The sequence below is a fragment of the Mesorhizobium shangrilense genome, from assembly GCF_028826155.1.
GTDB classification, from domain to species: Bacteria; Pseudomonadota; Alphaproteobacteria; order Rhizobiales; family Rhizobiaceae; genus Arvimicrobium; species Arvimicrobium flavum.
In genome coordinates, this window is sequence record NZ_JAQGPN010000001.1 from 1,178,997 (window position 1) to 1,191,508 (window position 12,512).

Here is a 12,512-nt window from a genome sequence, read left to right on the forward strand (position 1 = left end):
TCGGGATTACGTCACGGGGAATGACGAGCGAATCGAGGAAGTGCGGCGCGGTGCCGGTGCTGGTGCCGATGCCGGCGGACCGTCCCTACAGTTATGCGGTGCCCGACGGCATGTGCGTCGTGCCGGGTTCGATCGTGCGCGTGCCGCTCGGGCCGCGCGAGGTCGCGGGCATCGTCTGGGACGGAGAATGCGAGCAGATCGACGCCAAGCGGCTGCGTCCCATCAGCCAGGCATTCGACTGTCCGCCGGTCTGCGCCGACATGCGCCGCTTCGTCGACTGGGTCGCCAGCTACACGCTGTCCGCGCCCGGCATGGTCGCCCGCATGATCCTGCGGGCGCCGGAAGCCTTCGATCCCGAGCCGTGGATCGAGGGTATCCAGCTGACCGAGGCGCGGCCCGACCGCATGACGGAGGCCCGCCAACGTGCACTTGAAATGGCCGCAGACGGTCTTGCCTGGACGCGGTCCGGGCTCGCACACGCCGCCGGCGTTTCCCTCTCCGTGATCGATGGCATGAAGGCGCAAGGGGTCTTTTCAACGACCATGATCCCGCCGCGTCCGGTGGTTCCCCTGCCTGACCCGAGCTACGCGACGCCCGAGCTGACCGCCGATCAGGAAGCTGCCGCAGCACAGCTGCGCCAGGCGGCAGCCGCCGGCAGGTTTTCGGCGACGCTCATCGACGGCGTGACCGGCTCCGGCAAGACGGAGGTGTATTTCGAGGCGGTTGCCGAGGCTGTGCGGCGCGGCCGGCAGGTGCTGATCCTGCTGCCGGAAATCGCGCTGACGCAGGCCTTCCTCGCCCGCTTCCACGACCGCTTCGGCACGAAGCCCGCGGAATGGCACTCCGACCTTCCGCCCCGCATGCGCGAGCGGGTCTGGCGGCAGGTGGCTGAAGGCACGGTGCGCGTCGTGGCCGGTGCGCGGTCGGCGCTCTTCCTGCCGTTCAACGAGCTTGGCCTCGTCATCGTCGACGAGGAGCACGATCCCGCCTACAAGCAGGAAGACCGCGTCTTCTACAACGCCCGCGACATGGCCGTGGTGCGCGGCCATATCGGCGGCTTCCCCGTCATGCTGGCTTCCGCGACCCCTTCCGTCGAAACCCAGGTCAACGCGCTGCAGGGGCGCTACGAACGCGTCGATCTGCCGTCGCGCTTCGCCGGCGCCGCCCTGCCCGAGATAAGGCCGATCGACATGCGCCGCGCGCCGCCGGCCCGCGGAGGGTTCCTTTCGCCGCAGTTGATCTCCGGAATGCGGGAGACCCTTGCACGCGGGGAGCAGTCGCTGCTCTTTCTCAACCGTCGCGGATACGCGCCGCTGACGCTCTGCCGCGCCTGCGGCCACCGCTTCCAGTGTCCCGACTGTTCGAGCTGGCTGGTGGAGCACCGCTTTCGCGGCCAGCTCGTCTGCCACCAGTGCGGGCATCACGAGAGGCGTCCCGACGCCTGCCCGGAATGCGGCACCTTCGATCACCTGGTCGCCTGCGGGCCGGGCGTGGAGCGCATCGCGGAGGAGGTCGTCGGGCATTTTCCGGAGGCGCGCACGATCGTGCTGTCGTCGGACCTGCTTGGCGGTGTGAAGCGCATGCGGCTGGAGTTCGAGGCCGTCGCCAAGGGTGAGGCCGATATCGTCATCGGCACGCAACTAGTCGCCAAGGGACACAATTTTCCGGGCATGACGCTGGTCGGCGTGGTCGACGCCGACCTCGGCCTGGCAAACGGCGACCCACGCGCCGCCGAGCGCACCTTCCAGCTGCTCAGCCAGGTGACGGGGCGGGCGGGGCGCACCGGCAGGAAGAGCATCGGCCTGCTGCAAACCTACCAACCCGACCACCCGGTGATGCAGGCGATCGTGTCGGGCGATTCGCAGGCATTCTACGAGCGCGAGATCGCGGAGCGGGAGCGTTCCGCCCTGCCGCCCTTCGGACGGCTCGCGGGCGTCATCGTCAGCGCCGACAACCGGGCCGACGCGGAAGGCCATGCGCGCCAGCTTCGCCGCGCCGCGCCGCAGGCGCACGACATCGCCATCCTCGGGCCGGCAGAAGCGCCGCTCGCGCTGGTCGGCGGACGCCACCGCTTCCGCCTTCTGCTGCACGGCGAGCGCAAGGCGGACATGCAGGGTTTCGTGCGGCGCATGCTGGCGGATGGACCGAAGCCACGCGCCTCCATCAGGGTGCAGGTCGACATCGACCCGCAGAGCTTTCTGTGAGCGAAGAGGAGGAGCGCGGATGAGGACACTCGGTCTGATCGGCGGAATGAGCTGGGAATCGACGGCGATCTACTATGGCCTGATGAACGAGACGGTGCGCCAGCGGCTGGGCGGGCTGCATTCGGCAAAGCTGCTGCTCTGGTCGTTCGACTTCGCCGAGATCGCGGAGCGGCAGCACGCGGGCGACTGGGAAGGCGCAACAGCGATGATGGTCGACGCGGCGCAGAAGCTTGAGGCCGGCGGCGCCGAGGCGCTGGTGATCTGCACCAACACCATGCACCGGATGGCCGAAGAGGTGCAGGCATCCGTTTCGATCCCCCTCATCCACATCGCCGACGCCACCGCCGCCGCCATGAAGTGTGCTGCCGTGTCGAAGCCGATCCTGCTCGCCACACGCTTCACCATGGAGCAGGATTTCTACAAGGGCCGGCTGGCCAGCCGGCACGGCATCGACGCAATGGTTCCAGACGAGGCCGGACGCACGGTGGTGCACGACATCATCTACCAGGAACTGGTGCGCGGCGTCGTGACCCCGTCCTCGAAGGCGGCCTACATCGCCGAAGTGGAGCGCCTGCGCGCTGCCGCGGATGTCGACAGCCTGATCATGGGCTGCACCGAGATCACCATGCTGATCGGCGAGGGTGATTTCGACATACCGGTGTTCGACACGACCCGGATCCATGCGGAAGCAGCGGTGGAGTTCGCCCTGGGGTGACGGTTGGTTCTGTGAGCAAGGTCACATCCTCACAATTCAGCGGTTGCGGGATCCAGGTGCCTGACCTTCAGAACGTCGAAATGCCGGCTGTTTGACGTCAAGACGACAAGATCGTTCACGAGCGCAGTCGCCGCAATGACGATATCGGCGAGCCCCGGATGTCGCCCGCCCGCGACCAGGGCATCCTCAAGGATGCCTGCCTCGCGAGCGATGGTCGTATCGACAGCCAAGGTTTGCTCGGAGAAATCGTCCAGTAGAGACATCAGCCAGCCCTCCAGCCGGGCCGCCCTTGTCGCCCCGCCCGAACGGTGTAGCCTCGATATTCCCCTCTGGATTTCCAGGACAACGATCGAGGATGTGAACAGCGTGTTCTTCGCGCCCTGGTCAATAATCCAGCGCTGCAGGTGGGGCGGGACGGGAGGCCGGTCGGGGGCAAAAGTCGAAAGCACGGAGGTGTCGAGGAGGAAACCGCTCATAGATCGACATCGCGCGACGGCGATTGGTTGCGCTCGAGTTCAATTCCTCCGGGATAGGTCAGCAGAAACTCGCCAAAGTTAAGCTTGCGATTAGGGTGCAGCTTGCGGAAATCCTCAACCGAAACGAACGCTCCGGCAGGTTTCCCGTGCTTGGTGATGATGGTCGGTTCGCCTTTTTCGGCCGCCTCAAGGACCGCTGAAAAGTGGGCCTTTGCCTCACGTGCCGGCATCGTTTTCACGGCAGACTCCGTTGTGGTCTCATGAGGTCATAATATAGAAGCTCATGGTGTGCGAAGCGAGTAGCTCCGAAAAGAAAACGGCGGGCCGAGGCCCGCCGTTCGCGTTGATCAAGCGGCTGCTGCCGGCAATCAGCCTGCGGCTTCCTCGGTGGCGCCGGCGGCTGCTGCTGCTGCGGCAGCTTCCTCGGCCTGCTTCTGCAGGGCGAGGCGCTCCTGGGCCTTCTTGCCCGGCTCACCCTTCTTCGGGTTGGAGCGGGCGTCGCGCTTGGAGATGCCTGCCTCGTCCAGGAAGCGCAGCACGCGGTCGGTCGGCAGCGCGCCGTGCGACAGCCAGTGCTTGACGCGGTCGGCGTCGACCTTCACGCGGTCGCCGTCGCGCGGCAGCAGCGGGTTCCAGGAGCCGACCGTCTCGATGAAACGGCCGTCGCGCGGCGAGCGCACGTCGGCGATGACGATGTGGTAGTAGGGACGCTTCTTCGAGCCGGCGCGGCTCAGTCGGATCTTCAGGGACATGGTTTTCTCCTAAGGTCTGGTTTCGTGGCTGAGGTCAGCCGGTTGTGGCGGCGCCCTCAGCGCCGGTTGCAGTCGCCCCGTTGGTGGCGGCGATCTGTTCGTGGTGGCGGATCACTTCCTTGATGACGAAATTGAGGAATTTTTCCGCGAAATCGGGGTCGAGATGGGCGTCCTGCGCCAGGCGGCGCAGGCGTTCGATCTGCTGGGTCTCGCGCGCCGGGTCGGCCGGCGGCAGTCCGTAGGTCGCCTTCAGCACGCCCACCGCCTTGGTGCAGCGGAAGCGCTCGGCCAGCATATGTATCAGCGCTGCGTCGATGTTGTCGATCGAGGCGCGGTATTCCGCGAGTTGTGCGCGTGGATTCTCGGTCATCTCCCCCTCACTTCTTCTTGCCGAGGCCGGGCAGTCCGCCAGAACCTCCGAGACCCGGCAGCTTCATGCCGCCTGGCAGGCCGGGCAGTCCTCCTCCCGGCATGCCGGGCAATCCGCCCGGAAGCCCACCCGGGAGGCCTTTGCCCAGGCCCGCGGCCTGCGCCTGCTTCTGCAGCGCCTCGAGCTGCTTCGGATCCATCTTCGAAAGATCCGGCATACCGCCCATGCCGCCCGGCATCATGCCGCCGAGCCCCATCTTGTTCGCCAGGCCGCCCATCAGGCCGCGCATCATGCCGCCGCCTTTGCCCTTGCCCCCCATCGCTTTCATCATGTCGGCCATCTGGCGGTGCATCTTGAGCAGCTTGTTGATGTCGGCGGCGTCGGTGCCGGAGCCAGCGGCGATGCGCTTCTTGCGGCTGTGCTTCAGGATGTCCGGGTTGGCGCGCTCGGCCTTGGTCATCGACGAGATGATGGCGAGCTGGCGGCCGAAAATCCTGTCGTCGAGGCCGGCGGCGGCCATCTGGTCCTTCATGTTGCCCATGCCGGGCATCATGCCCATGATGCCGCCCATGCCGCCGAGCTTCTGCATCTGCTTCAACTGATCGGCCAGGTCGTTCAGGTCGAACTTGCCCGACTGCATCTTCTTGGCCATCGCCGCGGCTTTTTCCGCGTCGAGCGTTTCGGCGGCCTTCTCGACCAGCGAAACGATGTCGCCCATGCCGAGGATGCGGTCGGCGATGCGCTTGGGATGGAACTCCTCCAGCCCGTCCATCTTCTCGCCGGTGCCGATCAGTTTTACGGGCTTGCCGGTGACGGCGCGCATCGAAAGCGCGGCGCCGCCGCGTCCGTCGCCGTCCATCCGGGTGAGGATCAGGCCGGTGATGCCGACACGCTCGTCAAAGCTCTTGGCGAGATTCACGGCGTCCTGGCCGGTCAGCGAGTCGGCGACGAGCAGGATCTCGTGCGGGTCCGAGACGCGCTTGATCTCGGCCATCTCGGCCATGAGCGGCTCGTCGATATGGGTGCGGCCGGCGGTGTCCAGGATGACGACGTCATGCCCGCCGAGCTTTGCTGCCTGCACCGAGCGCTTAGCGATGTCGACCGGCGATTGGCCGGCGATGATCGGCAGCGTGGCGACCTTCACCTGCTCGCCGAGCTGCCTCAGCTGTTCCTGTGCGGCCGGGCGACGCGTGTCGAGCGACGCCATCAGCACCTTCTTGCCCTGGCGCTCGGTCAGTCGCTTGGCGATCTTGGCGGTCGTCGTCGTCTTGCCGGAGCCCTGCAGGCCGACCATCATGAGGACGACGGGCGACGGCGCATTGAGGTCGATGGTCTGACCCTCGGCGCCGAGCATCTCGACCAGCTCGTCATGAACGATCTTGACGACCATCTGGCCGGGCTTGATCGACTTCAGCACCTCGGCGCCAACCGCCTTGGTGCGCACGCGGTCGGTGAAGGAGCGCACGACCTCGAGCGCGACGTCGGCCTCGAGCAAGGCGCGGCGCACTTCGCGCAGCGCGGCGGAGACGTCCGCCTCGGACAGCGCGCCGCGGCCGGTCAGGTTGTTCAGGATTGCGCCAAGGCGTTCCTGGAGGCTCTCAAACATTCGCTTTCCTTCGGTCTCGGAATCGGTCCCGGTCCGAGAAGTAGTCGTTCAGCCGAGCCCAACCAAGCGCCAAAACCAAAAAGCACCCGGGGGCGCATCGCGCTGCCGGGTGTTGGCCTCCGGGATCGATTTATACCACTAAGGGTCCCGGTCGGCGGCTCGGAGTGTTCAACTCGTCGCTGAATTGACGCGCTTACAGCCCAAAACAGGCGTAAAGTCAAGCTATGGCGGGCCGTAGTGGCCAAAACGCCGCCCGCCAGTCTGTGCAGGGAGGCTAATCATGACCAGCGCGATGCTCGCCGAACCCGCCAGGGAGGGTGTGCCGCTGCCCCAGACTTCAGGTGAGCGGATCACCGTACTCGCCCACTTCCACCGCGCCGAGGTCGGGCGGATGGCCGGCTGGCGCGACCGCATCGACCGCACCAGCAACTGGGCGATCACCGTTGTCGCCGCCATGCTTTCCGTCTCGCTGTCGACCCCCAATGCACATCATGGCGTGCTCTTGTTCGCCATGCTTCTGGTGTTCCTGCTCCTTCGCATCGAGGCGCGGCGCTATCGCTTCTTCGACGTCTACCGGTCGCGGGTGCGGCAGTTCGAGCGCTACTACTTCGCCCAGATCTTTGCGCCTGCCGCGGATTTTTCCGCCAACTGGCAGCAGATCCTCGGGCAGGGGCTGCGCGAGCCGCGCTTCCGCATCTCCTCGGCTGACGCTTTCTCCCGGCGTCTTCGCCGCAATTACATCTGGATGTTCCTGATCCTGCTGCTTGCCTGGGTGCTGAAAATCACCACGCCCGCCCTGCAGGGTGGCGGCAACAGCCTCGAATTGGTGCATTCCGCGCAGGAAGCCGTCGCTAACGCCAGCCTTGGGCCTATTCCCGGAACTCTGATCCTGCTCGGGGTACTGCTCGTCTACGCCTTCCTAATCTACGCCTGGTTCCGGCCGATGGACGATTCCGACGAGAGCGCCTACGGCGAGGTACATGTGTGAAACGCAACACGGCTGCCGGGTCGGTCAGGACCCGGCGGCCTTCCGTTCAGTGAGCCAATCCGCCTATCGGTAGACGTAGACGATCCGGCGCGTGCTCGGCTCCACCAGCGCAGGCTGGCCGTTCACGTAGACATAGCGGTAATCGTATTCGGGAATGTCGACCAGCTCGACGGTGTCGGGCAGGCCGGCGCCAACCACGACCTCACCTTCAAGATAGACTGGCTCAACCCTGTTCGAGGTGACGTAGGTCCGGACGGTGTCCGGCGGGTCGATCATATCGACATGACCGACAGGGCCGATCAGTTCGCCCCTGATCGAGCCGGTTGCGCCCTCCATCACCTTGATCGAACCCTCTGCGGGCGGATCGATGTAGACGACGCCAGCCTCGGCCGGCCGCTCGGTGATGACGACCTGCGCACCGCCAATGTCGGCCGTCAGGTAGCTGGAATAGACGAAACCCGGCTTGCCGCCTTCGTCGACAGCGCACCATCTGCTGTTCTTGACGCAGCCCGTCAGCATGGCGTTCTGGCCGGCGCCGATCACGCCGATCACCGGATACTGCGTTCCCGGCCCGGCGCGCACGTTCAGGTCCGTGGTGGCTGTCACGGAAGTGTCCGCGGCCGCGACGCCTACGGTGACCAGCAGCGCGCCGGCCGCAAAGGCAATCATTCGGCTGCTCTTGTTCAAGCTCATGTGGCTCTCCTGTCGTTGGTTCCTCACGGCCGAAAACGAGCTCAGCGGAGCAAGGTTCCGAAGTTGAGAGCCGCCGAAGGGGAATGAAAGCAACGTCGACGCGCAGTTTGCGGATCGGCTGAGGCTGCGTCCCGGGGGCCAGTCGCGACCTCTGCTCAGCCTCCGGCGAGTGTGGCGATAACCTTCGTGGCGACGGATTCGCCGGAGATCCGCGCCCCGCCACAGGTCTGCACCAGTGGTCCTGCAAGATGCTCGCCCGCGAAGAAGATGCGATCCGCCACCGGCATCGCCAGGATCTGCCGGGCGCTGGCCTTGCCGGGGCGCGCCGCGGCGTATGCGCCCCGCACGAACCGTTCGGCGCCCCAGTTGGTCATCATGGCGCGGCCGATATGCTTGCGCAGGTCGCTGCCGAAGATGCCGCACAGGCGGTCGGCAACGAAGTCGATCCCGGCGGCCTCGCCGGCTGCCGACAGCTCCCAGGCGAAGTCGCCGCCGACGAAGCCCACCATCAGGTCGGTGTCGAAGGGAAAGCAGAGAAAGTAGATGTCGTGCTGGGCCGGCCTTTCGATCAGGAGGTCGTCGAACGGATTGAGGCCGAGCCGCGTGCCCCGGATCTCGATGGGCAGCTTGGTCAGCATCCCCATCGGCAGGTTGAAGAACGACTCGATATGGTCATCCGGCAAAGCCGGGGAGAAGGCGATTTCCTCGAAGGCAAGCACTGCGGGGGAGGCGGTGACGATCACCGCGCGTGCGCGGATGGTCCCGCGGTCGGTCACGCAGGCAACGCCTGGCACGTCCCACAGGATCTTGCGCACCGGTGTCGACAGCTCCACCGGGACGTCGGCGCCGTATTGCGCGACGAGCGCCCCGAAGCCCTCGCGCGTAAAATAGTTCGGGTCGAGGTCGGCGGCGTTGCGAAAATCCTCGACGGACATCTCGTCATAGTCGGCGCCGAAATCCATCGGACCGGCAAATGTCGCCGCCGCCCGCGCCGCGTGTCCGCGCGCCAGAAGGGTGGAAACGCGGTCATCCTTGCCGTCCCAGCCCTCCATGAGTTGCGCAAGTTCGGAGTCGGCGAACTTCATCGCGGTCTCCTCGGCCTCGCTCGCCTTGCGCTTGCCGTAGTAGAGATGGTCGATGTTCATGTCGTGGTGATGAATCGTCCAGCCGGACGTCTGGGCCTCGGGGAAATAGGGGTTGCGGTCCGCAGCGTGGAGCCAGGCGCAGCCGATGTCGAAGGGGAGGCCGAAGTGGTCGCTGCTGGTCCAGGCCCGGCCGCCGATGCGGTCCATCGCCTCGAGGACCCGGAACGACAATCCGGCGCTCCGGAGGGTCTTGGCGGCGGCCAGACCGGCCGATCCGGCTCCGACGACGACGACATCGACATCCCGCATGCAACCGACCCCCGAATATACCCCGAGTGGCAACAATGCTGCAGAAACTAGGGAATTTCCGCGACTCAAGCCAGCGTGACTTGCTTTGGCCCCAAACATCCCATTAACGGTGGCGAATTAGGTGATCATCTGCAGACTTCCGTAGGGAAGTGTATTTCAAGGCAACCAGGAGAACTTCATGGCACGCACGGCCAAGGGACTGGCATTCGCCGCGGCCTTCGCGGTTTTCGCATTCGGATCGGGCGCCGCGCAGGCCGCGACCTGCGGCAACAATTCCGGCGGGTTCGAGGCATGGAAGCAGGAGTTCATGGGCGAGGCGCGGGGGAACGGGATCGGCAAGAAGGCGCTGTCGGCGCTCGCCAACACCAACTACTCCTCCAAGACCATTTCGGCGGACCGCAACCAGAAGAGCTTCAAGCTCAGCCTCAACCAGTTCATGGCGAAGCGCGGCGCAAACACCATCATCTCCAAGGGCAAGTCGCTCAAGCGGCAGAACGCGGCGCTGTTCGACAGCCTGGAGCGCCGCTACGGCGTGCCGGCCGGCCCGCTGATCGCCATCTGGGGCATGGAGACCGGCTTCGGCAGCTTCATGGGCAACTCCAACACCCTGTCGGCTGTCGCGACGCTGGCCTATGATTGCCGCCGCAGCGAATACTTCACCGAGCAGCTCTATGCGGCGCTCCAGCTCGTGCAGAACGGGACGCTCAGCGCGCAGTCCGTCGGAGCCATGCATGGCGAGGTCGGCCAGACCCAGTTCCTGCCGGTGAACGTGCTGCGCTACGGCGCCGACGGCGACGGCAACGGCCGCGTCGACCTGCGCAACAAGGCGGACGCGCTGGCCTCCACCGCAAACTTCCTGCGCGGCCACGGCTGGCAGCCGGGCGGCGGCTACCAGCCGGGCCAGACCAACTACGGCGCCATCCAGGGCTGGAACGCCGCCAGCGTCTACCAGCAGGCGATCGCCATCATCGGCGCCGAGATCGACGGCTGAGTTCAGGCCCCGATATTATCTGACTTGCTGCAAACCCGGCCTCGTGCCGGGTTTGTCATTTGCGGAACTACGGTCCCGATCCTACTTCACCTCGACGCTGTAGGAGCAGCCGGCGAGAGTGGCGCCGGGATGGGTGTCCACCGTCGAAACGTTCAGCACCACCGTAGTCTCGATCGTCGTTCCGCCGACGTCCTCGGTCTTCTCTTCCAGAATCTTTTGACCGAGGAATTTTTCAGGCGTGTCGATCATCGGGTCCACACCAAGCGTTCCGGCCAGCTCTCGCGGCGCGACATCCTTCAGCACGGCAAGCGGGCCGGTCGAGGTGAAGGCGATGTCGCGCGTCGCATGGCCGAACACCTCGACGGGCGTTTCAATGGAATACTGACCAAGGAAAGGGTTCTGGCTGTCGGCCGCCGACCAGCCGAGCCGCGCCGCCGCGTCGGGGTTGGTTGCGAACCACATGGCGAAGGCGTTGTAGTCGCGGGCATCCATGTCGCAGCGGATCATGGCTGCGAGGTCCAGCCCAGCCGGATCGAAATCCTGTGCGGCCGCCGGAGCCGAGCAGGCGGCGGCCCCAAGAACGGCGATGATGGTCCTGTGCATGCCCGTCCCCCCAATTGCCGGGGTCGGCTCCCGCAAAGTGGGGACGCCGAGACCCGTCGGTCGACGCAGCCTCAGGAACCGGCAGGCGGTGTCGGGGCGGCAAGCGCCCCGTCCGCCCGCGGGCACTCAGCCGTTGCGCTTGCGCGCGGCCAGCGTCCGCAGTCTCAGCCCGTTGAGGCGGATGAAGCCTTCCGCGTCCTTCTGGTCGTAGGCGCCGCGGTCGTCCTCGAAGGTCACCAGCGCATCCGAGTAGAGCGTCTTCTTCGACTTGCGGCCGGTGACGATGACATTGCCCTTGTAGAGCTTCAGGCGGACCGTGCCCTCCACGTCCTCCTGGCTCTTGTCGATCAGCGCTTGCAGCATCTCGCGCTCCGGCGAGTACCAGAAGCCGTTGTAGATCAGCTCCGCATAGCGCGGCATCAGCTCGTCCTTGAGATGCCCTGCGCCGCGGTCGAGCGTGATGGACTCGATGGCGCGGTGCGCGGCGAGCAGGATGGTGCCGCCGGGGGTCTCGTAGACGCCGCGGCTCTTCATGCCGACGAAGCGGTTCTCGACGAGGTCGAGGCGGCCGATGCCGTTGTCGCGGCCGAGGTCGTTGAGCGCAGCGAACAGCGTCGCGGGCGACATCTTCTTGCCGTTCAGCGCGACCGGGTCGCCCTTCTTGAACTCGATCTCGATCTCGGTGACGACGTCGGGCGCGTCCATCGGCGAGACGGTGCGCTGGTGCACGAACTCCGGCGGCTCGACCCACGGATCCTCCAGCACCTTGCCCTCGGAAGACGAGTGCAAGAGGTTGGCATCGACCGAGAACGGCGCCTCGCCCTGCTTGTCCTTCGGCACCGGGATCTGGTGGTCGCGGGCAAAGTTCAGCAAGTCGGTGCGCGACTTGAAGGTCCAGTCGCGCCACGGCGCGATCACCTTGATGTCGGGGTTCAGCGCATAGGCGCAAAGCTCGAAGCGAACCTGGTCGTTGCCCTTGCCGGTGGCGCCGTGGGCGATGGCGTCGGCGCCCGTCTCCTCGGCGATCTCGACGAGATGCTTGGAGATCAGCGGACGCGCGATCGAGGTGCCGAGCAGGTAGGTTCCCTCATAGACCGCATTGGCGCGGAACATCGGGAAGACGAAGTCGCTGATGAATTCCTCGCGCAGGTCGAGGATGCGGATGTCCTTGATCCCCATCATCTCGGCCTTCTTGCGGGCCGGCTCGAGCTCGCCGCCCTGGCCGAGATCGGCGGTGAAGGTGACGACTTCGGCCCCGAGTTCGGTCTGCAGCCATTTCAGGATGATCGAAGTGTCGAGGCCGCCCGAATAGGCGAGCACGACCTTCTTGACGTCTTTCCAATTGGACATCTTGCTTCCGTCAGTTTCGAGGAGTTCCGGCTGCCGCCGGACATTCTTTTTGCGACCGCACTCATAGCAGGAAAGCGCATCCGGACAAGCGATGCGCGGCCCGGCGGCGCGATTGTGTTGTCGCAGTGCGGGCGGAAAACGGCCGGCGGGCTTCCTCGAAGGGCGCGCCGCGCCACGGAGACGCTGCGCCGTCAGTTCATCGCCTCCCGCGGGCGCGCAGTTCCGTCCATATGTCGAAGGCGGCGAGCGCCAGAACGACGGTCACGATGACGGCAAGGTCGAGGCGCGGGACGCGCCAGGCCACCACGCCCAGGAACAGCGCGAAACAGAGATAGGCGATCACGGCGAACACCCGATTGCGCATCATGTG

Annotated in this window: 14 protein-coding genes; 4 read left to right on the forward strand and 10 right to left on the reverse strand. The window is 65.9% G+C overall.

Features of this window, described 5'->3' with window-relative positions:
* The first annotated feature begins 20 nt into the window (after positions 1-20).
* Entirely contained in the window at positions 21-2,204 is a 2,184-nt protein-coding gene (locus PD284_RS05800) for a primosomal protein N' (RefSeq protein WP_274627267.1), read from the forward strand.
* A 19-nt stretch (positions 2,205-2,223) separates the two neighbouring features.
* Positions 2,224-2,919 carry an aspartate/glutamate racemase family protein gene (locus PD284_RS05805; protein ID WP_274627268.1) on the forward strand — a complete coding sequence of 232 codons (696 nt, stop codon included), beginning with the start codon at positions 2,224-2,226 and terminating at the stop codon, positions 2,917-2,919.
* 29 nt (positions 2,920-2,948) lie between these two features.
* Here the strand turns inward: PD284_RS05805 and PD284_RS05810 are convergent, their stop codons facing one another.
* The 5 genes from PD284_RS05810 to ffh all read right to left on the reverse strand — a co-directional run bounded on the left by PD284_RS05810 (position 2,949) and on the right by ffh (position 6,123).
* Entirely contained in the window at positions 2,949-3,395 is a 447-nt protein-coding gene (locus tag PD284_RS05810) for a type II toxin-antitoxin system VapC family toxin (protein ID WP_274627269.1), read from the reverse strand.
* Positions 3,392-3,625: a type II toxin-antitoxin system Phd/YefM family antitoxin gene (locus PD284_RS05815; protein ID WP_274630552.1), complete on the reverse strand. Its 234-nt coding sequence runs from the start codon at positions 3,623-3,625 to the stop codon at positions 3,392-3,394. The genes PD284_RS05810 and PD284_RS05815 overlap by 4 nt, the downstream gene beginning before the upstream one ends.
* A 138-nt stretch (positions 3,626-3,763) precedes the next feature.
* Positions 3,764-4,147, reverse strand: a complete 384-nt coding sequence (gene rpsP / locus PD284_RS05820) for a 30S ribosomal protein S16 (RefSeq protein ID WP_274627270.1) — start codon at positions 4,145-4,147, stop codon at positions 3,764-3,766.
* Positions 4,148-4,181: 34 nt separating this feature from the next.
* Positions 4,182-4,517 (reverse strand): chorismate mutase, encoded by a 336-nt coding sequence (locus PD284_RS05825; RefSeq protein WP_274627271.1) that lies wholly within the window; start codon positions 4,515-4,517, stop codon positions 4,182-4,184.
* A gap of 7 nt (positions 4,518-4,524) precedes the next feature.
* Positions 4,525-6,123, reverse strand: a complete 1,599-nt coding sequence (ffh, locus tag PD284_RS05830; RefSeq protein ID WP_274627272.1) for a signal recognition particle protein — start codon at positions 6,121-6,123, stop codon at positions 4,525-4,527.
* Between the two features lie 280 nt (positions 6,124-6,403).
* On the opposite strand from ffh, the gene PD284_RS05835 reads away from it, so the two are divergent.
* Complete coding sequence (locus PD284_RS05835; RefSeq protein ID WP_274627273.1) at positions 6,404-7,111, forward strand: DUF2270 domain-containing protein; 708 nt, start codon at positions 6,404-6,406, stop codon at positions 7,109-7,111.
* 63 nt (positions 7,112-7,174) lie between these two features.
* Here PD284_RS05835 and PD284_RS05840 read toward each other — a convergent pair whose 3' ends face one another.
* Both PD284_RS05840 and PD284_RS05845 read right to left on the reverse strand, forming a co-directional pair.
* A complete protein-coding gene (locus PD284_RS05840) occupies positions 7,175-7,804 on the reverse strand; it encodes a DUF1236 domain-containing protein (RefSeq protein WP_274627274.1) in 630 nt (209 codons plus the stop codon).
* Between the two features lie 155 nt (positions 7,805-7,959).
* Positions 7,960-9,198, reverse strand: coding sequence for a flavin monoamine oxidase family protein (locus tag PD284_RS05845; RefSeq protein WP_274627275.1), 1,239 nt, complete (start codon positions 9,196-9,198; stop codon positions 7,960-7,962).
* Positions 9,199-9,376: 178 nt separating this feature from the next.
* Between PD284_RS05845 and PD284_RS05850 the strand changes: the two genes are divergently transcribed.
* Positions 9,377-10,189 (forward strand): lytic murein transglycosylase, encoded by an 813-nt coding sequence (locus PD284_RS05850; protein WP_274627276.1) that lies wholly within the window; start codon positions 9,377-9,379, stop codon positions 10,187-10,189.
* A gap of 81 nt (positions 10,190-10,270) precedes the next feature.
* Here PD284_RS05850 and PD284_RS05855 read toward each other — a convergent pair whose 3' ends face one another.
* From PD284_RS05855 to PD284_RS05865, 3 genes are all read right to left on the reverse strand, one after another.
* Positions 10,271-10,792 (reverse strand): hypothetical protein, encoded by a 522-nt coding sequence (locus PD284_RS05855; protein ID WP_274627277.1) that lies wholly within the window; start codon positions 10,790-10,792, stop codon positions 10,271-10,273.
* A 126-nt stretch (positions 10,793-10,918) separates the two neighbouring features.
* Entirely contained in the window at positions 10,919-12,142 is a 1,224-nt protein-coding gene (locus tag PD284_RS05860) for an argininosuccinate synthase (protein ID WP_274627278.1), read from the reverse strand.
* A 196-nt stretch (positions 12,143-12,338) separates the two neighbouring features.
* Entirely contained in the window at positions 12,339-12,509 is a 171-nt protein-coding gene (locus PD284_RS05865; protein ID WP_274627279.1) for a hypothetical protein, read from the reverse strand.
* Positions 12,510-12,512: the final 3 nt, after the last annotated feature.

Excerpts from the sequence above, each read along its gene's own strand:
- PD284_RS05865 (WP_274627279.1), bottom strand. The coding sequence starts at position 12,509 with ATGATGCGCAATCGGGTGTTCGCCGTGATCGCCTATCTCTGTTTCGCG.
- ffh (WP_274627272.1), bottom strand. The coding sequence starts at position 6,123 with ATGTTTGAGAGCCTCCAGGAACGCCTTGGCGCAATCCTGAACAACCTG.
- PD284_RS05840 (WP_274627274.1), bottom strand. The coding sequence starts at position 7,804 with ATGAGCTTGAACAAGAGCAGCCGAATGATTGCCTTTGCGGCCGGCGCG.
- rpsP (WP_274627270.1), bottom strand. The coding sequence starts at position 4,147 with ATGTCCCTGAAGATCCGACTGAGCCGCGCCGGCTCGAAGAAGCGTCCC.
- PD284_RS05835 (WP_274627273.1), top strand. The coding sequence starts at position 6,404 with ATGACCAGCGCGATGCTCGCCGAACCCGCCAGGGAGGGTGTGCCGCTG.
- PD284_RS05860 (WP_274627278.1), bottom strand. The coding sequence starts at position 12,142 with ATGTCCAATTGGAAAGACGTCAAGAAGGTCGTGCTCGCCTATTCGGGC.
- PD284_RS05825 (WP_274627271.1), bottom strand. The coding sequence starts at position 4,517 with ATGACCGAGAATCCACGCGCACAACTCGCGGAATACCGCGCCTCGATC.
- PD284_RS05855 (WP_274627277.1), bottom strand. The coding sequence starts at position 10,792 with ATGCACAGGACCATCATCGCCGTTCTTGGGGCCGCCGCCTGCTCGGCT.
- PD284_RS05850 (WP_274627276.1), top strand. The coding sequence starts at position 9,377 with ATGGCACGCACGGCCAAGGGACTGGCATTCGCCGCGGCCTTCGCGGTT.
- PD284_RS05810 (WP_274627269.1), bottom strand. The coding sequence starts at position 3,395 with ATGAGCGGTTTCCTCCTCGACACCTCCGTGCTTTCGACTTTTGCCCCC.
- PD284_RS05800 (WP_274627267.1), top strand. The coding sequence starts at position 21 with ATGACGAGCGAATCGAGGAAGTGCGGCGCGGTGCCGGTGCTGGTGCCG.
- PD284_RS05815 (WP_274630552.1), bottom strand. The coding sequence starts at position 3,625 with ATGCCGGCACGTGAGGCAAAGGCCCACTTTTCAGCGGTCCTTGAGGCG.
- PD284_RS05845 (WP_274627275.1), bottom strand. The coding sequence starts at position 9,198 with ATGCGGGATGTCGATGTCGTCGTCGTCGGAGCCGGATCGGCCGGTCTG.
- PD284_RS05805 (WP_274627268.1), top strand. The coding sequence starts at position 2,224 with ATGAGGACACTCGGTCTGATCGGCGGAATGAGCTGGGAATCGACGGCG.